Source organism: Aquisphaera insulae (assembly GCF_011064615.1).
GTDB lineage: Bacteria > Planctomycetota > Planctomycetia > Isosphaerales > Isosphaeraceae > Aquisphaera > Aquisphaera insulae.
Window position 1 is genome coordinate 60,019 of the sequence record NZ_JAALJH010000003.1, and the last position, 22,121, is coordinate 82,139.

Genomic DNA, 22,121 nt, shown 5'->3' on the forward strand with positions numbered 1-22,121 from the left:
TCATGCCGCGGCTCCTCCCGGCGTCCCGCCCGACGCGGCCGGCCGCGGCCGGGGCATGCAGAGTGCGGCCTCCACGACCATGGCCACCATCATGGCGACCAGGAAGATCCGCCAGGTCTCCTGGATCAGCGAGCCGATGTTGCCGGCCCGATCGTCGACGCGGGAGTAATCGAGCCCGCGGAAGAGGCCGGCGAGGCGTTCGTCGGCGACCACGGGCGCCAGGTCCTCCGCGGGCGCCCTCGTGACGGCGATCATCCGCTCGCCGGCCTGGTAGATGCCGCGGTGGAGCGAGGCGTCGGTGGAGAGCCCCTGGTCGGCGCCGGCGATGCGCTTCCAGGTCGCGGGCTGCTCGCCCGCGGGGGCCGGGCCCGCGATCAGCTCACGCGTCGAGCCAAGGACCTTCGCGCCGGCCTCGGAGAGGCGCTGGATCATGACGTAGAGGACGACGCCGTTCGCGGCCATGGAGGAATCGGTCGGGGCCGGCGTGGTCCCGCAGAAGTAGGCGCCGCCGGAGTCCGTCGAGAGCCGGGCCAGCAATGGGGCGCCGCCGTCCAGGGTCCCCAGCGCGGTGACCTCCCCCTCGAGCCCGCAATGACGGTCCACCTGCAACTGGCCGACCGGCAGAGGGCCGCCGCTGAGCGTCTGCGAGAGGATATCCTGATCCCCCCGCCAGGAGGTCACCGTCAGGGCCTTCGCGGGCTGTTCCCAGGCCGTCCAGCGGACGCCGCGGAACTCCTCCTTGCCGGGGTTGCGGGGCGGGAAGAAGAGGACCTGACCGCCGCGCCCGAGGTAGGCCTCGATCGACTTGGCCGCGGCCGGGTCGGGCAGGGGGGCCTGCCAGAGCAGGACCGAAACCTTCTCCCACTCGATGCCGGCCACCTTGTCCGGCGCCACGACCTCGGCCGAGGCTTTCACGGTCGGGGCCGGCGGGATCGACGCGGCGAGCTGGAGCGGGCGGCCCGCCTGGGCGTCCTCCGCCACGATCACCGCGTGCCGGGGCGCCGGCTCGTCGAAGACGAACCAGTCGTCATCGTCGGCCGGGTTGGCGTCGGCCGGGATCGAGACCCGGCCCCAGCCCTTCACGTGGGTCCGCTCGATCGGCAGCTTGTGGTCCTTGAGCTCGAACGTCGGCCCGGTCATCTCGACGGTCAGCTCCGATCTCGCCCCGTCGATCTCGACCTGGATGGGGATCGATCGCCGTGATTCGCCCTCGCCGGGGGGCTCGCCCTCCTTCGCCCCCTCGCGGCGGATGCTCAGCGAGAGCAGCAGCTCGGCCCCGTTGGCCGTCGGCTGGCGGCGGACCCCGGTCACCCGCACCGCCAGGTTCCCCGGCGCCGGGCGGGGGTAGGCCAGGACGTGGAAGCGGACCGACTGCGACATCTCCAGGAAGGCCTCCCGGAGCGACGACCAGCGTCCCCCCTCGGGATCCCAGTCATTCGCCCGCAGGTCGGAGCAGATCCAGACTTCGGTCCGCCCGGTCTTGTTGGCCCGGATGTAATCGCGGGCGGCCAGGAGCATCGCCGGGATGTCCGACGACGCGCTGACGGGCTCCGCGCCGGGCGTGCTGGCCAGGGCCTCCGGCGCCTCGAGCTCGCGGGGCGTGTTGGTCGCCCCCTCGACCAGCAGCCAGTGGCCGGAGCCGAGCGTCGGCAGCGTCCGGACGATTTGCCGTCGGCCGGTCTCCAGCTTCGACCCGCCGCCCCCTTCCTCGGACTGCTGCATGCTCGGCGACCGGTCCAGCAGGACGACGGTCGTGTCGGGCTTGGTCCCGGCCGCCATGCCCAGCCAGCCGCCGGCGAGCGGCCGGCTGATCGCGACGATGAGGCCGGCGATGGCCAGCATCCGGAAGGCCATGATCAGCCACTGGCGGATCCGCGCGAACCCGCGCGACATCCGGTTGGCCGCCAGGAGGAACATCATCGCCCCCCAGCGCACCGTCTGGTATCGCCGCTGGTTGATCAGGTGGATGATGATCGGCAGGGCGACCAGCGGCATCGCGACCAGGAACATCGGCTGGAGGAAGCTCATCGCGCGCCCTTCCCCCGGGCCCGGCCGATCAGGAATCGCATCAGGACCTGCTCATAATCCTCGTCGATGCCCACGCGGTGGTAATCGACGACCGACTCCAGCATGACCTTCTTGATGTCGTCGAGATATCCGCCGATCGCCTTGCGGTAGCGGTCGGCGATCTCGCTGGGGTCGGCGAAGAGGGCCGGCCCCCCTTCCATGTCGACGAACCGGGTCGGCCGGCGGAAGTCGAAGCTCAGCTCCTTCGGGTCCAGCAGGTGGAAGACGGCGACGTCGTGCTTGCGGAACCGCAGGTGCTGGAAGCCGCCGGCGAGCTTGCGGGGCTCGATGAAGAGGTCGGAGAGGATCACGACGAGGGCCCGCTGGCGGACCGTCTCGGCCAGCTCGTGGAGGACCTCGTCGACCCGGGTCTCCCCCTTCGGCCGGGCCTGCTCGAGCACGTCATAGAGCGCGGCGAGGTGGGCCGGGTTGCGCCTCGGCGGCAGGTTGCGGACCACGCCCCCGGCGACGCAGGCGACCCCCGCGGCGTCACCCTGCTGGATGGCGAGGTGGGCGATCCCTCCGCAGAGGCGGCGGGCGTACTCGAGCTTGGAGACCTCCTTCGAGCCGTAGCCCATCGAGCCGCTCGTGTCCAGGACCAGGCAGCACCGCAGGTTGGTGTCGGCCTCGAACTCCTTGACGTAGAAGCGGTCGGAGCGGCCGTAGGCCCGCCAGTCCAGCCGGCGGAGGTCGTCCCCCGGGACGTACTTCCGATACTCCGCGAACTCGACGCTCGAGCCCCGGTGCGGGCTCGGGTGCCGGCCGGAGACCGATCCCAGCATGGGCGTCCGCGCCGCCAGCGGGAAGCCCGAGAGGCGCGACAGCACCCGGGTGTCGAGGAAGCTCCGCTGGCGGCGTTCGGGGAACATGGGTGGGGATGGCCTCGAGTGGGTCCGGCGGTGGCGGGTCGGAGGAGGAGGACGCCGGCCGACGTCAGGCGTCGGTGGCCGTCTCCTCGATGAGCCGCCGCGCGATCTGCCGGGCGTCGATGGACTCGGCCTGGGCGGCGAACGTGGTGATGATCCGGTGGGTCAGGACCGGGACGGCCACTTCCTGGATGTCCTCGAGCCGCACCATGTAGCTCCCCAGGAGCGCCGCGCGGGCCTTGGCGCCCAGGATCAGGTACTGCACGGCGCGGGGGCCGGCCCCCCACGAGACCAGGGGCTTGAGCCAGGCCGGCGCCGTCGGGTTGGTGGGCCGGGTCTTGCGGACCAGCCGCGCCGCGAAGGCGTAGATGTGGTCCGGGACCGGGACCCGCCGCACCAGCGCCTGGTGGGCGAGGATCTCCTCCGGGGTCATCAGCCGGTCGAGCTTCGGCAGCCGCTCGCCGGTGGTCGTCCGGGCGATCTGGATCTCCTCGGCCTCCGAGGGGTAATCCAGCTCGATCAGGAACATGAAGCGGTCGAGCTGGGCCTCGGGCAGGGGATACGTCCCCTCCTGCTCGACCGGGTTCTGCGTGGCCAGCACCAGGAAGGGCTCGTCGAGGTGGAACGACTTGCCCAGGACCGTGACGTTGTGCTCCTGCATCGCCTCGAGCATCGCCGCCTGGGTCTTGGCCGGGGCGCGGTTGATCTCGTCGGCCAGGACGATGTTGGCGAACACCGGCCCGTGGACGAACTGGAATTCGCGGCGGCCCTCGGCGGTGTCCTGGAGGATGTCGGTCCCGGTGATGTCCATCGGCATCAGGTCGGGCGTGAACTGGATCCGGCTGAACTTGAGCGAGAGCGTCTCGGCGAGCTTGCTCACGAGCAGCGTCTTGGCCAGCCCGGGGACGCCCATCAGCAGCGCGTGCCCCCTGGCGAAGAGGCAGATGGCCAGTCGTTCCACCACGGGGTGCTGACCGACGATCACCCGGCCGATCTCCGACCTCAGCCGCGCGTACGCGTCGCGGAGCTTGTCGATGGCCTGGACGTCGTCCTCGTTGAGCTTCGGCTGGGCCGTCGTGGCCTCCGGCTGTGCCATGAAGTCGCTCCCCTGTTCGCCCGGCAAAGGGCCCGGTCCGTGCCTTCAACGCGCCGGGCCATTGTCGGCGATCGGCCGGCCGCCGGCCAGCCCTTTCCCGACAAAAGTCAGAGGCCGCTCCAGGCACCCCGCGGCCGCCCCGTCCCGACTCCTAAGGATGTCAAACTTAACGCCGGCCCGGCAAGCCCGCAAGCGGACCATCCGCCGGTTGCCGAGAAGTTAGACGACGCGAGCCCGCGGGGTGTTCGACGCGAAGGCGGAGTTAGCCCGCGGATCCGGTGATTCCGCGTCCGGGGAATTTTTCCGGATGAATCCCGGGTCGAGCGGCAGTTATCACAATGAGAGGGGATCTTTCGGATCCACGGCAAGGTCGCGAGGGACGAAGCGGGATGGACGTACCCAGGCGAGATCTCACGACGCTCTTCGAGGTCGGCGCGACCAGCGGGCGCTCGGACGGCCAGCTCCTGGAGCATTTCGCCGCCAGCCGCGACGAGGCCGTGTTCGAGACCCTGGTCGGACGTCATGGCCCGATGGTCTGGGGCGTCTGCCGGCGGCTCCTTCGCGATCCGCACGACGCCGAGGACGCGTTCCAGGCCACGTTCCTGGTGCTGGCCCGAAAAGCGGCAGCGATCGCCCATCGAGAGCTGCTCGCGGGCTGGCTCCACGCCGTGGCACGTCGGACTGCCACGAGGGCCCGGGCGATCGCGGCCCGGCGACGGGCGAGGGAACAACAGGTGGTGCCCATGCCGGAGCCCGAAGCCCCCTCGGAAGACCGTGGCGATGACCTGCTGGCGATCCTGGACGAGGAACTCGCCCGGCTCCCCGATCGGTTCCGGACGCCCATCGTCCTCTGCGACCTGGAGGGGAAGACCCAGCAGGACGCGGCGAGCCGGCTGGGATGTCCGCCCGGCACGGTCTCGAGTCGGTTGTCACGCGGGCGGGCGATGCTCGCGAGGCGGCTCGCCCGGCGCGGCGTCACGCTCGCGGCGGGATCGCTGGCGGCGGCGATGGCGCGGGAGGCGGAGTCGGCGATCGTGCCGGCGGGGCTGGCCGGCTCCACGGCCCGGGCGGCTCACCTCATCGCGACGAGAGCCGCCGCGGGGGCGGTTTCGGCCAACGTCATGAATCTGACCGGGGAGGTCCTGAAGGCCATGCTTCTTTCCAGGCTCAAGTTCGTACTGCCGTTGCTCCTGGCCGGTGCAGGGCTCGTTTGGAGCGGGGCACGGGTCGTCGGTGCGGGGCCGTGGGGCCGGATTGAAGCCCCGGCGCAGGCCCAGACCCCTCCGGTAGTGAAGGCGATGACGCCGGCCACACCGAAATGGGCGCATCTGACGTCCGATACCGATTACGAATCGTGGGTGAGGCTCGAGGACGGGCGTTACCTCTGGAAATCTGGGGACCATGCCGGAGTCTACGACCCGGCGTCTCGGACGGAGCTTACCTATCGGCGCGGCGGGCCGATCGTGCGAATCCCGGACATCGAAGAGAGCCGCAGCGACGGGGAAGCTCTCGAACGCGCCGGCGTCCGGCCGCTCGAACCGGACGAGATGGGCAGGCGGATGACCGCAAAGGGGCGGCGGATCGAAGGGGGGAACTTCGCGTCGGACGCTGAGGTCGTGGAACTTGACGGCCGTCGTTGCCTTCGCATCGACATGTCCACGGCCGACGCACTGGGCAATTTGAGGCTGGCCCAGCAGACATGGTACGACGTCGAAACACGCCGGCCGATCCGGCGCCGGGACCGCCTACAGCTCAGCCAGCAGACTCGGTACAAGCGTGAGTTCGGGACGATGACCATCACGTACGGCGAGACCGGCCCGGCCGACCTGTACGCCCTGGGCGTGCCCGCGGAGACGAAGATCATCGACGAGGAGACATACAGGAAGGTGGAGACCCCGCCCTCGCTCCAGCAGGCTCTCGAAGGGGCCGCGAGAGGCATCGAGCGGCTCCCTCGCTCGCTTCGAATCGTGGACGACGACAGCGACAGACTGCAACTGACCTGGTGGTTGGCCCCGGAGGGCTATGTCGAGGCCACGGCCGCGTACATGCGGGACCGGAGCAGGGGGTGGTCGAGCTATCGCGGCGGGAAACCTCGTTCGTTCCTGGCCGACCACCAGTCCCTGTCCGGGGGAAAGATCCCCGGAAACTTGCGGACGCCGCCCGGCGAGGACCTCCGGGCCGATGCGCTGGCCGCATGGCTCCCCATCAAGGAGTCGGTAAACGTCCGGCTCCACGATAGCGAGAGGGCTTACGACCTGACGCGGACGGTCGGCGAGACCGGCAAGAGCAGACAGGTCCTCCTTCACGTCCACCGGGGCGTCGAGGTCCGCCCCCTCCCGCTGGCGATCGAGGCGACCTGGGAGTTCGCCTTCGACAACCGGAGATTCATGAAGATTGTCCCCGCCGAGCCCGGCACGCCGCGGGGATGCGTCACGATCCAGGTCGATTATCCCCAGACCCGCAGGCTGTATGATGTGGACCCGGAGCACGGCCACGCCGTGGCCCGCAAGGTCGCGTGGTCCGGCGACGGCCGCCTGAAGTTCCGGACCGATTCGAAGGCCGTCCGCTGGGCCCAGCTCCCCGGCGGCGCCTGGTACGTCTCGGAATGGCAGCAGTTGCACCACCTGGACCGGTTCGACGCCGCGGGCAAGCCCGAGCCCCAGCAGCAGCCCGACTTCACCACGATCCGCCGCGTCGTGATCACTCCGATGACTCCCGATCAGTTCCCGGCGGGGATCTTCGACGGCCAGCAATTCCTGGACGAGGCGCGGAAGGAAGGGGCGACGATCCAGGTGGACTGAGCACGGACCGCGACTCTTCGGGCGAAGCTCTCAGGTCGATGCGGGACTGCAACCCTCGGAGCGGGTCCATGGCGTGTCCCGCTGGACCCGACTCGAACGCGAGGCGTTCCACGTAACGGGGCAATCCGCGTACAATTCGATCCTTGCCGCGGGAAGCCAACATGAAGTCGAAGAAATGCCCATCCGATGAGCACTCCCATCCAACGGCTCGTTGAACCGACCCGCAAGAATCCCCGGATCGTCGCCGGGCTCATGTCGGGCACGAGCGCGGATTCGATCGACGTCGCGATTTGCTCCATCGTCGGCGACGGCGTCCCCGGGCCCGGCAGGCCGGGGGCGACGGTCACGCTGCTCCATTACCATGAGGCGGCCCACGAGCCCGAGACGCGGCGGATGGTCCTGGAGCTGGACAAGCTGAACGTCCGGACGATCGCGGAGCTGAACGTCCGGCTCGGAGCGGCGTTCGCCGAGGCCTGCGCCGAGGGGCTCCGGCGGGCAGGCCTGGCGGAGGACGAACTGGACCTGGTCGGCTCGCACGGCCAGACGGTCTATCATCACAGCTCGGTCCCGGGTGCGATCAAGGCGACGCTCCAGCTCGGCGACGGCGACGTCATCGCCGAGCGCCTGGGCGTGCCGGTCGTCAGCGACTTTCGCGCCCGCGACATCGCGGCCGGTGGAGAAGGGGCGCCGATCTCGCCGTACGCCGACCTCGTCCTCTTCGGCTCGTCGGCCGGGACGCGGCGGGCGGTGCTGAACCTCGGGGGGATCGCCAACGTCACGGTCCTCGATCCCGATCCCGCCGCCGTCCTCGGCTTCGACACCGGGCCGGCCAATTCTCTCCTGGATCGGCTGGCCCGCCGGCTGACCGACGGGCGACTGCCCTGTGATCGCGACGGCCAGATCGCGCGGGCCGGAAAGGTCGACGAGCCGCTCGTGGCGCGACTCCTCCGCGAGGACTCCTATCTGGACCGTCGGCCGCCCAAGTCCACCGGCTTCGAGATGTACGGCGATGCCTTCGTGGACCACGCCGCCGGGCTGCTCGGCCGATGCGACGCCGACCTGATGGCCACGCTCACGGAGTTCACGGCCCGGTCGATCGCCGGGGCCTTCGCGGCGTTCGTCCCGCCTCGCGACGAGGTGATCGCCGCGGGGGGAGGCGTCCGCAATCCGGCCTTGCTGGGGCGGATCGCCGCGCTGCTCGCGCCGGCCCGCGTGCGGATCAGCGACGAGCTCGGGGTCCCGGGCGACGCGAGAGAGGCCATGGCCTTCGCCATCCTCGCCAACGAGGCGATCCACGGCCACGCGACGGCCCTGCCGTCCGTCACCGGAGCCCGCCGCGCCGCGGTGCTGGGGAAGCTCTCGTTCCCGAGTTGAGACCGTCCTTGGGGCATGGACAATTCGCCTGATCGACCGGACTTGATTATGATGGGTCGCCCGAGGACCCCGGGGGCCTCGGCTCACTCGAACCCGTGGGCCCTCGCATGAGCTCGATCGACATCGTCGTGATCGCGACCTACATCGCGGGCTGCATCGCGCTGGGCTGGTGGCTCGGCTCGGACACGAAAGGGCTCAACAGCTACTTCCTGGGCGAGCGGAACATCCCCGCCTGGGCCGTCATGATCTCGATCGTCGCCACCGAGACGAGCGCCGTGACCGTCCTGTCCGTCCCGGGCATCTCGTACTCGGGCGACATGACGTTCCTCCAGCTCCCGATGGGCTACCTGTTCGGCCGCGCGATCGTGGCGGCGGTCCTGCTGCCGGCGTACTTCCGCGGGCAGATCGAGACCGCCTACCAGGTCCTGGGGAATCGGTTCGGGGAGACGACGCGGCGGACGTCGTCGCTCGTCTTCCTCTTCACGCGGCTCCTCGCCGACGGCCTGCGGCTGTTCCTGGCCGCCAGGGTCCTCCAGCTCGTCACGGGCTCGTCGATCTCGATCGGGACGGCGATCGTCCTGGTCGAGGCCGCCACGATCGTGTACACGTATCTGGGCGGGATCAAGGCCGTGGTCTGGGCCGACGTCCTGCAGTTCGGCATCTACATCGCGGGGTCCGTGATCGCGCTCCTGATCCTGGTGGGAAAGCTCCCCGGGGGCTGGGCCGAGCTGATCGATCGCGGCGAGGCCGCGAGCAAGTTCCGCGTGCTCGACTTCCGCCTCGATCTCGCGCAGCCCTACACCTTCTGGGCCGGCCTGATCGGCGGCATGGTCCTGAACACGGCGACGCACGGGGCCGATCAGATCATGGTCCAGCGCTACCTGTCGGCGAGATCGCAGCGTCAGGCCGCCGGGGCGCTCGTGGCCAGCGGGGTCGTGATCCTGGCCCAGTTCGCCTTCTTCCTGCTCATCGGCGTGGCGCTCTTCGCCTTCTACCAGGTCCATCCGCCGACGACCACGCTGAAGCCCGACGACGCGTTCTCCTCGTTCATCGTCGGCTACCTCCCGGTGGGCGTGAAAGGGGTCGTGATCGCGGCCATCTTCGCCGCGGCGATGAGCTCGCTGTCGGGCTCGCTCAATGCGTCGGTCTCCACCCTGATGAACGACCTCTACCGGCCGATCGTCGGCGGCAAGGACGAGAGGACGCTGGTGCGGATCTCCCGCGGGCTGACGGTGGCCTGGGGGGCCGTCCAGGCCGTGGTCGCGATGGGCGCAACGCAGCTCGAGGACAGCGTGGTGAACAACGCCCTGGCGATCGCGTCCTTCGCCACGGGGATCCTCCTGGGCCTCTTCCTGCTGGGGATCCTCACCGACCGGGTCGGCCAGAGGGCGGCCCTCGCGGGGATGATCGTCGGCATCGTCGCGGTGAGCTTCGCCAAGCTCCGCACCCCGCTGGCGTGGCCCTGGTTCGCCCTGGTCGGAGCTTCGACCGTCTTCGCGGTGGGACTGGCTACCAGCTATCTCGTCCCGCCCGAGCCGAAGGGAGAACCATGACGCTCGAGGACAGCCTGCTCACCGAGGCGCGGAACCCTCGCTCCGAGGCCATCGACACCCTCGATCCGCTCGGGATCGTGACCCTGATGAACGCCGAGGACGCGGCCGCGGTCGAGGCCGTCCGCGCCGAGGCGCCGGCCATCGCCAGGGCGGTGGAATGGGCCGCGGACCGTTTCCGTCGCGGCGGTCGCCTGATCTACGTCGGCGCCGGGACGTCGGGCCGGCTCGGGGTGCTCGACGCCTCGGAGTGTCCCCCCACCTTCGGCACGCCGCCGGGGATGGTCGTGGGCCTGATTGCGGGAGGCCCGGCGGCCCTGACCCGGGCCGTCGAGGGGGCCGAGGATCGCCCGGAGCAGGGGGCTGCCGACGTGGCGAACCTGGACGTGGGCGACCGGGACCTGGTCGTCGGCATCGCCACCTCGGGGAGGACGCCATATGTCCTGGGCGCCGTCCGCGAGGCGCGATCTCGCCGGGCGGCGACGGTCGGCATCGCGTGCAACCGCCCGAGCCTGCTCGGCCGCGAGGTGGACCTCGAGATCGCGGCGATCGTCGGGCCGGAGGTCATCGCCGGATCGACGCGGCTCAAGGCCGGGACCGTGACCAAGCTGATCCTGAACACGATCACCACCGGGGCGATGGTCCTGATCGGCAAGACGCTGGGGAACCGGATGATCGACCTCCAGCCCGCCAACGAGAAGCTGCGGATCCGCTGCCGGCGGATCCTCCGCGAGGTCGCGGGCCTCGATGAGGCACGGGCGGCCGAGCTCCTCGACGGCTGCGGCGGACAGCTCAAGCCGGCCCTCGTCGCCGCGCTCGCGGACGTCCCGCCGGACGAGGCTCGGGCCCTCCTCGACGCCCACGACGGCAAGGTCCGCGAGGCGGTGAAATCCCGGACCGGAGCCGACCCGCGATGACGCCGGACGAGCGGCTGCTCCTGGGGGTGGACGGCGGCGGGACCAGCACGGTCGCGCTCGTGGGCCGGGGCGACGGCACGATCCTGGGCCGGGGCCTTGCAGGCCCGTCGAACGCCAAGGCCGTCGGCGTCGAGCGGGCCCACGCCGCGCTCGCGCAGGCCATCGCCGCGGCCTTCGCCGACGCGGGACTGGTGCCGCGGGCGGCCGCCGCCGCCTGCCTGGGCCTCGCCGGCTTCGATCGGCCCGAGGACCGGCAACTCCTGGGCGAATGGTCCGGCTCGGCCGGCTGGGCCGATGAGCTGGTCCTCGGCAACGACGGGGACCTCGTGGTCGCCGCCGGCACCCCGCACGGCGCGGGGGTCGGCGTCATCGCCGGCACCGGGTCCATCGCCGTCGCCCGCGGCCCGGACGGGCGGGGCAGCCGCTCGGGGGGCTGGGGCCCGCTCATGGGCGACGAGGGGAGCGGCTACGCCGTGGCCCTCGCGGCACTCCGGCGGATCGCCCGCCGGGCTGACGGCCGGGAACCGGCGGCGATCCGGCCGGATCCCCTGACGCGAGCCGTGTGCGAGGCCCTCTCGATCTCAGGGCCGGAGAGCCTCGTCAGGACCGTCTACGCCCCGGGTTTCGATCGCCCGCGGATCGCGGGCCTCGCGCCCGCGATCCTGGCCGCGGCCCAGTTCGATCCCGCGATCGGCGACGAGATCTTGCGTCCTGCCGGGCTCGAGCTCGCCCGGATGGCCCGGGCGGCCGCGCAGGTCCTGGGATGGACCCACGGCCCGCTCGACCTCGCCCTGGCCGGCGGATTCCTGCTCTCGGCGTCGGTCGTCCGCGATGCCCTGCTGGAGGACCTGCGCGCCCAGGGATATGAACCGGCCGCAACCCTCGTCCCCGAACCGGCCGTCGGGGCGCTGGTGCTGGCCCGGCGACGACTCGAGGGCCGATGACTCACGGCCATCCCCGGCGATCCGCCGGGGATGGCGCGGTCGGTCGGGCTCAATACTCCTGGGTCGTGGTGATCCCCGGGTTGGGGATCGGGTACTTGCCGTCCTTGTCGGCCTGCAAGGGGGCCGGCGAATCGGCCGAGAGCTTGTCCACGCCCGGGGCGAACTCGTGCTTGCAGTTGAGCATGTCGTCGAAGGTGATCTCCTGCCCGGTGTGGGCGGCCATCCGGCCCATGGAGGTCACCAGGCTGGCCTCGACGCCCCGCTTGGCCTCGTTGTACGGCTGGTCCTTGCGGATCGCATCGATCAGGTCGTTCCACTCGTTCAAGTACGGGTCACGCTCCTCCGGGGCGACCTTGGACTCCCAGACCAGGTCCGGGCGCTTCATGCTCTGGGTCTTGTAGATGCTCGACGGCTGGCCGACGTCGCCGGCCTTGGAGACGATCGCGGAGCCCTTCGATCCGTGCAGGAAGCTCGCGTACCGGCCCTCGCAGCCGTCCATGCAGCGGCCGTCGTAGATGAACTTGGTCCCGTCGGCGTAGGTGTATTCCACCGAGTAGACGTCCAGGTTCTGGTCGATGTACGTCAGCCCTTCCGGGCTCTTGCGGTAGTGGCGACCGCCCACGGCCTCGGCCTTCACCGGCCAGGCGTTCTTCATCCAGCAAAGGTGGTCGATGCCGTGGATGTAGAAATCGCTGTAGTTCCCGCCGCTGGCCCAGAGGAAGCTGTGGAACCGCGAGATCTGATAGTAGAGCTCGCGCATCCCCTGGGGCGTGGGGAGCGAGTGGAAGTAGCCGTCGGGCCCGTGCATCCGGTAGCCGCGCTGGAGGATGATCTCGCCGAGGTCGCCGTTGTGCACCCGCTTGGCCAGCTCCTGCATCGCCCGGTTGTGCCGGGACATGAGGCCGACGCCGACCTTGAGGTTCTTCTTGGAGGCCGCCTCGGCCAGCCCGAGCATCCGCTTCGAGGTGGGCCCGTCCACGGTGACCGGCTTCTCCATGAAGACGTTCACGCCCTTCTCGATCGCGTAGGTGAAGTGCACCCAGCGGAAGGCCGGCGGGGTGGTGAAGATGACCACGTCGCCCTTCTTCAGCGAGTCGATCGCCTTCTTGTAGCCATCGAACCCGATGAACTGCCGGTCGATCGGGACGTCAATCTTGCCTTGCAGGTCCTTGTCCTCGGCCAGGTTCTTGTAGCTCCTCCAGAGCTTCTCCTCGAAGATGTCCGCCATGGCGACGAGCTTGATGGGGCCGCTCTTGGTCGACAGGGCATTGTTCGCCGCGCCCGTGCCGCGACCGCCGCAGCCGACGAGAGCCAACTGGATCAGGTCCGACCCCGCGGCGTGGACCGACGGCACGGCGACCCCGGCGAGCGCGGAGGCCGCCGCGATGCGACCCGCGTCCTTGAACAGTTCGCGACGAGAAGATACCGGACGATTCGCGTCCTTCATGCTTGGGCTCCGATTCGGGGAGGGTACGGGCGTTGCAGTCGGGCCCGCGGGACCCCGGTGCGGTAGGTAAGGAACGAGGTAGGATTGATCGGCACGACGATCTCGGATGCTATGGAACGTATGGCGACGGCGAGGCCGTGTCAAGCAGGCGGAACCCCGAGGCGGGTCGCTGGTCGACGCCGCAGCAGGTTCCTGAAATCGCGGACGGGGGCCAAATGAGCATACGACCCAACGATGACGGGAACGGCGATGAACGGGCCGGCTGGCCGGAGCGCGAGCCCAGCCGACGGGCCGTGCTCGCGACGCTGGGGAGCCTCGGCCTCGGTACGGCTACGTTCCGCCGGGCCCTGGCCGCGCAGGCCGCCGCGGGCGGGGAAGTGACGGTGGCGATGGTCCATCAGGCCGAATGGATCGCGGGGCTCTCCCTCACGGAAAAGGAGCGCGACCAGACGGTCAAGGAGCTGAAGGGGACGATCGGCTCGTTCCAGTCCCTCCGCTCCGTCGCGATCCCGTACGACGTCCCGCCGGCCCTGTCGTTCGTCCCGGCGCCCGGACTGCGGCCCGCACCGGGAGTGGAGCGCGGAAAAGCGACTCCGATCGACGACACGGTGCCGGCCCGGCCTTCGAACGACGAGGACCTCGCGTTCCTCCCCGTTTCGAAGCTCGCGGCGCTGGTCCGCTCGCGTCGGGTCCGCTCCACCGAGCTGACGAAGCTCTACCTGGCGCGGCTCAGGCGATATGACCCGATCCTGAAGTGCGTGGTCACGCTCACCGAGGATCTCGCCCTGAAACAGGCGGCCGCCGCGGACGCCGAGATCGCCGCGGGCAAGTACCGCGGCCCGCTCCACGGCATCCCCTGGGGAGCGAAGGACCTGATCGCTTACCCCGGCTACCCGACGGGCTGGGGCGCCCCCCAGTTCAAGGGGCGGATGGTCGATGAGAAGGCGACGGTGGCGGCCCGGCTGGAAGAGGCCGGCGCGGTCCTCGTGGCCAAGCTCAGCCTGGGCGCGCTGGCGATGGGGGACAAATGGTACGGAGGCCAGACGCGGAGTCCCTGGGATCCGCGCCGGGGCTCGAGCGGCTCATCGGCCGGCTCCGCCTCGGCGGTCGCCGCGGGCCTCGTCGGCTTCGCCATCGGCAGCGAGACGCTCGGCAGCATCGTCTCCCCGAGCCGGGCCTGTGGCGCCTCCGGCCTCCGACCCACCTTCGGCCGGGTCAGCCGTCACGGCTGCATGGCGCTCTCCTGGTCGATGGACAAGATCGGCCCGATCGCCCGGTCGATCGAGGACTGCGCCCTCGTGTTCGACGCGATCCACGGCCACGACGGCCGCGACGCCACGGCCGTCGACCAGCCCTTCGCCTGGCCGCCGAAGGGCGAACTGTCCGGCCTGAAGATCGGCTACATCGAGGAGCGAGACCGGCCTTTTGAGCGTCGCGAGGAGCTTCACGTCCTGAAGTCGCTGGGCCTCGACCTTCGGCCGATCGAGCTCCCTTCGAACGTCCCCGCGCGCGACATCCTGGTCATGCTCACCGCCGAGTGCGCCGCGGCCTTCGACGAGCTGACGCGGAACCACGTCACCGAGGGCCTGAACGAGTGGCCCGCGACCTTCCTGGAAGGCCAGTTCATCCCGGCCGTCGAGTACCTCCGCGCCGCCCGGGCGCGGACCCTGCTGATGCGATCGATGGCCCGCCTGATGGAGACCGTTGACGTCTACGTCGGCTCGGGCGACGACCTCGTGATCACCAACCTGACCGGCCACCCCACCGCCGTCTTCCCGGGCCCCTTGCGCGACATCAACGGCCGCCCCGGCCCGCGGTCGATCACCCTCACCGGCCGTCTCTACGACGAGTCCACCCTGATGGCCGTCGCCCATGCCTATCAAGAGGCCACGGGCTATCATCGGCTGCATCCGCCGGTGGAGCGATTCCTGGCGGAGGACGGCCAGGGGAAGTCCGGGCCGCAGACGTGAGTCCGTCGGCCGGCCCCCCCGGCCCGCATCATCGCCGACCCGGCGAGCTCACACCAGCCCCGGCAGCGGCCCGTCGCCGCAGAAGTCGGGGTTGCCGAAGGTCTTGACGCGGTGGTCGAAGGCGTGGGCCAGGGACATGAGGAGGCGGTTGTGGGGGAGCTTCTTGTATTTCACGGAGCGGCCCATCTGGAAGCCCAGGCCGTTGCCGACGAGGACGAAGGGGATGTCCTCGAGCGTGTGCGAGTTCCCCTTGCCCAGCTCGTTGGTCCAGAGGATCGTGGTGTTGTCCAGCAGCGAGCCGCCGCCGCCCGGCTCGGGGGTCTCGGACAGACGCTTCGCCAGGTAGGCCATCTGCTCGCAGAACCAGGTGTTGATCTTGATCAGCTTCTCCACCGATGCCTTGTCGCTGTCCGGGTTGTGCGAGAGCTCGTGATGGCCCTCGCTGATGCCCAGCCACTTCATCCGGGCCATGCCGACGGAGTTCGTGTACTGGAGCGTCGCCACCCGGGCGAAGTCGGCGGCGAACGACTGCACCATCAACTCGATCTGCATCTTGCTGATCTTCGGCATGTTGTCGTTGTCTTCCTTCACGCCCGGCTCGAGCTCGGGGACGGCGTGGCCGACCGGGTCCTTCGACGAGGCCTGGAGCTCCTGCTCCATCTCGCGGACGAAGGTGGCGTGCTCCTCCAGGATCTGGCGATCCTCGGCCGAGACCGCAGAGCGGATCTTCCCGAGGTCCGCCTGGATGTCGTCGAGGACGCTCTTCAGGTTCTCCTGATCCTTCACCCGGCCGTAGAGCTTCGAGAAGGTCCGATACGGGTTGTCGATCGGGGCCAGCGGCTTGTTCGGGCCGGCGTAGACCCATCGCGTCCAGGTGTCGGCCCGCTCGGGGACCATCACCCCCATCTCGAGCGAGCCGAACCGCGTCCTGGTGGCCGGATCCTTCTGGAGGAAGTTCTTGATCTCCTGGTCGATCGACAGCCCGCTCGACCAGCCCGCCGGCGTGTCCGAGCCCCCCTGGATGTTGCCCGGGAACAACTCGGAACCGGTCAGCAGGCAGCCCATGCCCCGCATGTGGTTGTCGCCGTCGCCGCGGACTTTGTCGCAGACGCCGTGGAGGATCAGCGTCTTGCTCTTGAACGGATCGAGCGGCTTGAGGCTCTCCTTGAGCGCGAAGTCCTTCCCCTCGGCATCCGGCCAGAAGGCGCCCGGGATCACGCCGTTGGGGCTGAACATCAGGACCAGCCGCTTCTTCCGGGTCTGCTGGTTGGCGAAGGCCAGGCTCGGCAGGTTGAGCAGGAACGGGACCGCCCCCGCGCCGATGCCCAGGTCGCGGAGGAACTCGCGTCGGTGAGTCGTCTTGGCCATGGGATGCCTCCGGGGGATCATCGGAAACCGGGGGGACGGAACGCGAGGGACCCTGCCGCGGTCGCGGCAAGGATAGTATGCGCCGGATCAGCGGCCCGCCGCGACGGGAATCGCGGAGGCCGGCTTGCCGTTCGGGTCGCGAGGGGCCAGGGCGGCCTGGGTCGCGATCTCGACGATCAGGGTGCGGATATTATCGTCATGCTTGACGAAGAAGTCCCGCAGCTCGTCCTCTTCCTTCGCGGAGAAGGCGCGGATGGGCTGCTTGACCAGGTAATGGAAGAGCTGGCGGACGAAGGCCGAGTGCGTCTCGTCGCTCCGGGCCAGGAATGCGGCCAGCTCGCGGGCGCCGTGGAGGGTCACGGTCTCCCCGGAGCGACTCTGATAGGTGCCGGTGGCGTCGATGGACTTGCCATGCTCCTCCTTGCGGAACCGGCCCACGGCGTCGAAGTGCTCGAGCGTGTAGCCCAGCGGGTTGATCATCCCGTGGCACATCTGGCAGGACTTCGGGCTGGTCTGGAGGGACACCCGCTCCCGCGTGGTGAGCCCGGCGTGGAGGTCCGGCGCCAGGGGCGCGACGGCCTCCGGCGGCGGCCTGAGCGTCCGGCCGAGCACGCCGCGTGAGATCAGCACACCCCGGTGGATGGGGGAGCTCGCGGCCGTGTAGGCGAAGGCCGCCATCAGGTAGGGATGCGTGAGCAGGCCGGCCCGTTCGGCCTCGTCGAGCTTGACCTTCTGGAAGGGGGCGTCGGCCGGCAGCTTCGCCCCGTAGAAGGCCGCGAGTCGGCCGTTCAGGTACAGGTCGTCCGCCTGCAGGAGCCGGCGGAAGCTCGCTCCGTCGGCCCAGGCGACGTCGTCCAGGAAGAGGTTCAGCGAGGTCCGCAGGTCCGAGGCGACCTCCGGCGTGAAGCCGGGGAACAGCTTCGGATCCTTGGTGACGTCCGGCACCCGGTCGACCCGGAGCCACTGGAGGAGGAACTCGCGGAGCTTCGCTCGCGTCTTCAGGTTGCCGGCCATCCGCTCGGCCTGCCTGAGCACCTGGTCACGCGTCTTCAGCTCGTCCCGCCTGGCGGCGTCGGCGAGGACCTGATCGGGGAGCGAATCCCAGAGCTCGTAAGACAGCCGGCAGGCCACGTCGTACGAATCCGCCTTGCCGCCGACCTCGTGGTAGAGGAACCGGGGCGACTTCAGGGTCGCCAGCACCACCCGCTTGACGGCCGCATCGGTCCCCTTCACGGCCTTGAAGGAGCGATCGACGATGGCCGCGGACTGCCCGTCGGTGAGCGGCCGGCGGAAGGCCCGCTCGGCGAAGGTCCGGCAGAAGGCACGCGCCTTGGTCTCGCGATCGCGGTCCTCCTCCTTGGCCCCGGCGAGGTCCCCGAGGTGGGCGACCACGTAATCGGCGATCTCGAAGGCCGCGTCGGTCGTGGCCTGGTCCCAGGCCTTCGAGATGGTCGAGCCGCGCTCGTAGCCGATGCTGCGGTCGTCGGGCGGGAAGGCAGTCTGGAGGACGAAGACCGGTGGGGTCTCGCTCGGCCTCAGGTAGACGGCCGGGATGACCTCGACGGCCTGCTGGGGCGGCTTCCAGAGGAGGGCGATGCTCGCCTTTGTCGGCGGCGGGTCGGGGTCCTTCTTGCCGTCCTTTTCCCCCTGCTTCCCCTTGGAGAACTCCATCCGGATCGGGTACGCGCGTCCCCCCAGCAGCCGGATCGTCTCGCGGAACTCGGTGTCGTGGCCGGACTTCACCCAGCGGTCGATGAGCGGCTTCCTCGGGTCGTTCACCCAGAGCTTGACCGAGTGCTCGGTCCGGACGATGAACTCATAATCCCCCGTCTCCGGCGCCATCACGGAGCCCTCCCAGCGGGCGGCGAACCGGTGGCCGATGGTCTTGGGATCGCCCGGGAGATTCACCCCGAAATCGAGCTGGATCGAGGGGTCGACGCGGTCGATGATCCGGTCTTCCTTCTTCCAGATTTGATGGGACTTGTAGTATTGCCCGTGCAGTCCCGTCGGGCCCTCCCAGGTCGTCGGCCCCCTGAAGCCGCCGATCAGGTCCGCGACGGTGTTCTGATACTGGCGGACCGTGAGCCGGGAGAGCTCGATCCGCGGCGGCTTGTTCCGGGCCTGGGCGGTCTTCGAGTAGAAGGCCTCGTAAATGTAGGCGGCCACCTTCTCCGCGTCCGGCCCGACGCAGGTCCCCGGGTCGTCCTCCGGCATCGACTTCGCGATGTACTTCGCGAGCTGGCCGACCGAGCGGTCCCCCTCCAGGGGCTGGCCGTATTCCTTGCTCCCCTCGCCGTGCTTGCCGTGGCAGGAAAGGCACTGCTTCTGATAGATCGCCTCGCCGGAGCGGTCGGGGGCGTCGGCGAGGGCCGTGCGGGCGGCCGGCGCAACGAGGATGGTCAGGAGGAGCAAGGCGACCCGGGAGGCTGACTCGTGGGACTCTCGATTCGTCGTCATGGCGAGGTCAACCCTCTCTTGGGATTCCGCCGCGAAGGAGGGCGGCGGAGGAGGTTCGGACGGCGGGCATGGGCATCGGCGGGTGGAGGGCCTGTTCAATGATCGTTGTACCGGATTATTACACACAGGACAAGCTTCGGATCAGGACGGGTGGACCGACACCCGCTTCGAGAGGGGGTCAAGCAAGATCCCATAGGATCGGGGGACCGAAACCCGGATCAGGACACCGATCTCATCGGTCCTGGCGTTCGGGAATCAGCCCGGCCGCCTCCCGACACGCTTCCAGGGCCATGGCGACCTGGCGACGATACTCGACCAGCCCCGGGCCCGCCCCCGGCGACGCGCGGCGGAGGTCGATCATCTCCAGCGCCCGCCGCAGCGGCACGACGGCCTCGGCGAACCGTCCTTGCTCGCGGAGGAACCTCCCCAACCGATCCTGCGCGCTCGTCCCCGCCTCGCGGGCCGTCACGTCGTCCGAGATTCGGGCGATCCGATCGGCGAGCGCGCACAGCTCGCGGAGGCATCGCTCCTGATCTTCCGGGACCGGGAATTCGTCGGCCGCGTCGGAAAGCGACTGCAGGAGTGTATTCAGCTTCACGAGGTCGGCATCGTCCCCGGCAAGGTTCACGCTCCGCCGGGCGAACTCCAGCGCCTCCAAGATCACCCGGGAGGCGTCCTCCCGGCGGCCCAGCCGCTTCAGGATCTGGGCGTGATAGATCAGTTGCCGGCCCCGCGCTTCCCACCAGGCGGGGTCGTCGGGGAACCGATCCGTGAGCCCCCGAACCAGGTCGATGGCCTCGGCGGACTCGGCCAGTGCCTCATCCGACCGGCGGAGCTTCCGCAAGACGGAAACGCGGACGATGAGGCTGCGGAACAGGTCGAACTCGGTCCAGGCGCGAGTCTCGGGGTCGGCGATCCGGGTCGGCAAGGGCCTGAGCAGCGCGATGGACCGATCGATGTAAGGTAGGGCCTCGTCGGGACAGCCCCCTTCCTCGAGCGCCGCGGCGTACTGACGGATCAGGACGGCCCCCTGGCGGTCGAGTTCCGGTTCGGGCCGGATTAGCCCACGCTCGCGGGACGATTCGAACGAGCGGGCGAGGTCGCCGTGGTACGGCAAGACAGCCGGGTCGGAATGGGGTAGGGCCTCGAACAGGCGGGTCGACGCCAACCACATGGACTTCACCGTGGTCCGCAGCGCAGCCTGGTCGCGGCGCAGGCTTCGGTTCCACTGGATGAGGATGCCGATCATCGTCAGAAGGACAAGGGCGAAGCTCGCCGCCCAGGCGAGGAGTGCCCCACGTCGCCGGGCAGCCCATTTCGCCAGGCGATCAACGGGCGTGGGAGGACGAATCGTGAGTGGCTCCCCGGCGAGAAATAGCCGCAGTTGCTCGGCCATCACGCCCGCGTCGGCGAACCGGTCGCGGGGATCGCGTGCAAGGGCCCGCGACGTGATCGTCTCCAGATCTCGGGGGATGGCAAGCTTGATCCGGCGCAGGAGCGGTGCGTCCTCGTGGATGGCCTGGACGCAGCCTTCGAGGGTCCGGCTGGACTCAAACGGGAGGCGGTCGGCCATGAGGGTGAAGAGGATCACGCCCAGCGAATAGACGTCGACTCCCGGCTCGTTGCGGCCGGGGCCGAGCGTGAGCCGCTCCGGAGCCATGTAAGGAGGAGTCCCCAGCATGAGGTTCGTCTCGGTGGCTTCCTCGGGGGCTGCTGCCCGGATGAGCTTCGCCAGGCCGAAGTCGGTGACCCGAGGCTTCCCCTGTTCGTCGACCAGGATATTCGACGGCTTCAGGTCCCGATGGACGGTCCCCTGCCGATGGGCGTACCCCAGCGCGTCGGCCGTGGCGAGGACCAGGCGGACCCGCTCCTCGGGCGTCGCCCGGTGGTCGCGGCAGTGGTCGTCGAGCCGCGACCCGGCCACGTATTCCATGACCAGGTAGGGGATCCCGTCGGCGCCGGAGCCGCCATCGAGGAGGCGGACGATGCCGGGGTGGATGAGCGTGGCGAGGATCTGCCGCTCGGCGTCGAACCGCGAGGCCAGCCGGCCGGACAGCCCCGCGTGCATCCGCTTGATCGCGACCGGCTGCCGGTACGGCTCGCGGCGATGGGCGAGGTAGACCGTCCCCATCCCGCCGCGACCGAGGATCCGCTCCACCTGATACGGTCCGACCCAGGTCCCGATCAAGGGATCCGGATCCGGCGAAGGCTCCGAGGCCAGGAACCCCTCGGCCCGCGCCGAGGTCTCGTGGGCGAGCAGGTCGTCGAGCGCCGCTCCGGTCCGGGGATCCTCCTCGCGAATCCGCTCGAGCTCCCGCCGCCGTTCGCCGCTGTCGAGCTGGAGCAGGGCCTGGAGCCGCTCCAGCCGCCTGGCCGAGGAATCCGAGCTGATCTTCGTCGGGACCATCATCGTCCCCCCATCCGCCGCGATCGGCACGCCGTGTCGTCCCGTCGCGAATCCGCCAACTGATGCTCCCGTTTAGGTAGGCAAGAGCACGCATGCAGATCGTACCACGACGTTCCGGCAAAAAACCTCGAATTCCGGATCGGGTCTCCTCGGCCGCGCCCGGCCCTCCGCCCCGGCGAGCCTTGTGGCCCGTCTTCGGGGCTGCCACGGTGAGCCCACAACCTAGACAGCGCCCGCCCGTTCCTCACCGTTCAACAAGTCCCGGTGCAGCCAGGCCCGGGCCGCCCGGAGGGAGGCCTCGATCGCACGCACCCCGACGCCCTCGGCCTGCGCGATCTCCTCGTTGGTCAGGCCGACCAGGTAGCGCAGCAGGACCAGCCGGCCCAGGCGCTCGTGCCGCGCATTGAGCCGCTCGATCGCCTCGTGGAGGTCCTCGAAATCGCCGCCGAGGGGCTCGATGGCGTCCAGGATGTGGTCGAGCGGGAGGCGGCGTCGCAGGCCGCCTCGCTTCAGGCAGCGGCGGGCGCGGGCGCGATCGATCAGCACATGGCCCATGACCCGGGTCGTCAGCGCCAGGACCGTCGCCGGTGTGGCCCCCGGCTTGTATCCTTCGGACGCCAGCAACCGTCCCATCGCCTCGTGGACCAGTCCGGTCGCCCCGAGCGACCTTTCATCATGCTCGCCCCTGACGATCCGCCGCGCGATGCCGCGAAGCTCGTCGTAGACGAGGCCCATCAATTCGGGATCAATCGGCGGCCGCTGCATGGCGAGGTCGGGCATCGGCGGCACCAGGAGCATGCATCCCGCAGGTCTTCGCTGGGTGTACGCAATCCCATGATAGCCATCCACCGGGCCCG

General features: G+C 69.9%; 14 protein-coding genes. 6 read left to right on the forward strand and 8 right to left on the reverse strand.

The features are described from left to right. The 3 genes from G6O54_RS02575 to G6O54_RS02585 all read right to left on the reverse strand — a co-directional run bounded on the left by G6O54_RS02575 (position 1) and on the right by G6O54_RS02585 (position 4,029). Positions 1–2,028, reverse strand: a complete 2,028-nt coding sequence (locus tag G6O54_RS02575; RefSeq protein WP_165219871.1) for a BatA domain-containing protein — start codon at positions 2,026–2,028, stop codon at positions 1–3. Next, positions 2,025–2,936 carry a DUF58 domain-containing protein gene (locus G6O54_RS02580; protein ID WP_165219873.1) on the reverse strand — a complete coding sequence of 304 codons (912 nt, stop codon included), beginning with the start codon at positions 2,934–2,936 and terminating at the stop codon, positions 2,025–2,027. The genes G6O54_RS02575 and G6O54_RS02580 overlap by 4 nt, the downstream gene beginning before the upstream one ends. A 64-nt stretch (positions 2,937–3,000) precedes the next feature. Next, a complete protein-coding gene (locus G6O54_RS02585) occupies positions 3,001–4,029 on the reverse strand; it encodes an AAA family ATPase (protein ID WP_165219875.1) in 1,029 nt (342 codons plus the stop codon). 389 nt (positions 4,030–4,418) lie between these two features. On the opposite strand from G6O54_RS02585, the gene G6O54_RS02590 reads away from it, so the two are divergent. The 5 genes from G6O54_RS02590 to G6O54_RS02610 all read left to right on the forward strand — a co-directional run bounded on the left by G6O54_RS02590 (position 4,419) and on the right by G6O54_RS02610 (position 11,615). Continuing rightward, positions 4,419–6,830 (forward strand): RNA polymerase sigma factor, encoded by a 2,412-nt coding sequence (locus G6O54_RS02590; RefSeq protein ID WP_165219876.1) that lies wholly within the window; start codon positions 4,419–4,421, stop codon positions 6,828–6,830. A 186-nt stretch (positions 6,831–7,016) separates the two neighbouring features. Continuing rightward, on the forward strand, positions 7,017–8,204 hold the full coding sequence (locus tag G6O54_RS02595; RefSeq protein WP_165219877.1) for an anhydro-N-acetylmuramic acid kinase: 1,188 nt from the start codon (positions 7,017–7,019) through the stop codon (positions 8,202–8,204). Positions 8,205–8,311: 107 nt separating this feature from the next. Further along, positions 8,312–9,757, forward strand: coding sequence for a sodium:solute symporter (locus tag G6O54_RS02600; protein WP_165219878.1), 1,446 nt, complete (start codon positions 8,312–8,314; stop codon positions 9,755–9,757). Further along, a complete protein-coding gene (murQ, locus tag G6O54_RS02605) occupies positions 9,754–10,671 on the forward strand; it encodes an N-acetylmuramic acid 6-phosphate etherase (RefSeq protein ID WP_165219879.1) in 918 nt (305 codons plus the stop codon). Before G6O54_RS02600 ends, murQ begins: the two co-directional genes overlap by 4 nt. Then, positions 10,668–11,615, forward strand: a complete 948-nt coding sequence (locus G6O54_RS02610) for an N-acetylglucosamine kinase (RefSeq protein WP_165219880.1) — start codon at positions 10,668–10,670, stop codon at positions 11,613–11,615. The genes murQ and G6O54_RS02610 overlap by 4 nt, the downstream gene beginning before the upstream one ends. Before the next feature lie 49 nt (positions 11,616–11,664). Here G6O54_RS02610 and G6O54_RS02615 read toward each other — a convergent pair whose 3' ends face one another. Next, positions 11,665–13,062, reverse strand: a complete 1,398-nt coding sequence (locus G6O54_RS02615) for a Gfo/Idh/MocA family protein (RefSeq protein WP_165219881.1) — start codon at positions 13,060–13,062, stop codon at positions 11,665–11,667. Positions 13,063–13,277: 215 nt separating this feature from the next. Between G6O54_RS02615 and G6O54_RS02620 the strand changes: the two genes are divergently transcribed. After that, on the forward strand, positions 13,278–15,032 hold the full coding sequence (locus G6O54_RS02620) for an amidase (protein ID WP_165219882.1): 1,755 nt from the start codon (positions 13,278–13,280) through the stop codon (positions 15,030–15,032). Positions 15,033–15,080: 48 nt separating this feature from the next. On the opposite strand, the gene G6O54_RS02625 is transcribed toward G6O54_RS02620, so the two are convergent. From G6O54_RS02625 to G6O54_RS02640, 4 genes are all read right to left on the reverse strand, one after another. Beyond that, on the reverse strand, positions 15,081–16,400 hold the full coding sequence (locus G6O54_RS02625) for a DUF1552 domain-containing protein (RefSeq protein ID WP_165219883.1): 1,320 nt from the start codon (positions 16,398–16,400) through the stop codon (positions 15,081–15,083). An 87-nt stretch (positions 16,401–16,487) separates the two neighbouring features. Then, entirely contained in the window at positions 16,488–18,857 is a 2,370-nt protein-coding gene (locus tag G6O54_RS02630) for a DUF1592 domain-containing protein (RefSeq protein WP_165219884.1), read from the reverse strand. 232 nt (positions 18,858–19,089) lie between these two features. Further along, positions 19,090–21,267, reverse strand: a complete 2,178-nt coding sequence (locus G6O54_RS02635; protein ID WP_165219885.1) for a serine/threonine-protein kinase — start codon at positions 21,265–21,267, stop codon at positions 19,090–19,092. A gap of 219 nt (positions 21,268–21,486) precedes the next feature. Continuing rightward, positions 21,487–22,062, reverse strand: a complete 576-nt coding sequence (locus tag G6O54_RS02640) for an ECF-type sigma factor (RefSeq protein WP_165219887.1) — start codon at positions 22,060–22,062, stop codon at positions 21,487–21,489. Positions 22,063–22,121: the final 59 nt, after the last annotated feature.

Bases quoted from the DNA above. Each gene is read 5' to 3' on its own strand.
- G6O54_RS02585 (WP_165219875.1), bottom strand. From the start codon at position 4,029: ATGGCACAGCCGGAGGCCACGACGGCCCAGCCGAAGCTCAACGAGGAC.
- G6O54_RS02580 (WP_165219873.1), bottom strand. From the start codon at position 2,936: ATGTTCCCCGAACGCCGCCAGCGGAGCTTCCTCGACACCCGGGTGCTG.
- G6O54_RS02595 (WP_165219877.1), top strand. From the start codon at position 7,017: ATGAGCACTCCCATCCAACGGCTCGTTGAACCGACCCGCAAGAATCCC.
- G6O54_RS02625 (WP_165219883.1), bottom strand. From the start codon at position 16,400: ATGGCCAAGACGACTCACCGACGCGAGTTCCTCCGCGACCTGGGCATC.
- G6O54_RS02590 (WP_165219876.1), top strand. From the start codon at position 4,419: ATGGACGTACCCAGGCGAGATCTCACGACGCTCTTCGAGGTCGGCGCG.
- G6O54_RS02630 (WP_165219884.1), bottom strand. From the start codon at position 18,857: ATGACGACGAATCGAGAGTCCCACGAGTCAGCCTCCCGGGTCGCCTTG.
- G6O54_RS02615 (WP_165219881.1), bottom strand. From the start codon at position 13,062: ATGAAGGACGCGAATCGTCCGGTATCTTCTCGTCGCGAACTGTTCAAG.
- G6O54_RS02600 (WP_165219878.1), top strand. From the start codon at position 8,312: ATGAGCTCGATCGACATCGTCGTGATCGCGACCTACATCGCGGGCTGC.
- G6O54_RS02635 (WP_165219885.1), bottom strand. From the start codon at position 21,267: ATGATGGTCCCGACGAAGATCAGCTCGGATTCCTCGGCCAGGCGGCTG.
- G6O54_RS02620 (WP_165219882.1), top strand. From the start codon at position 13,278: ATGAGCATACGACCCAACGATGACGGGAACGGCGATGAACGGGCCGGC.
- G6O54_RS02640 (WP_165219887.1), bottom strand. From the start codon at position 22,062: ATGCTCCTGGTGCCGCCGATGCCCGACCTCGCCATGCAGCGGCCGCCG.
- G6O54_RS02575 (WP_165219871.1), bottom strand. From the start codon at position 2,028: ATGAGCTTCCTCCAGCCGATGTTCCTGGTCGCGATGCCGCTGGTCGCC.
- murQ (WP_165219879.1), top strand. From the start codon at position 9,754: ATGACGCTCGAGGACAGCCTGCTCACCGAGGCGCGGAACCCTCGCTCC.
- G6O54_RS02610 (WP_165219880.1), top strand. From the start codon at position 10,668: ATGACGCCGGACGAGCGGCTGCTCCTGGGGGTGGACGGCGGCGGGACC.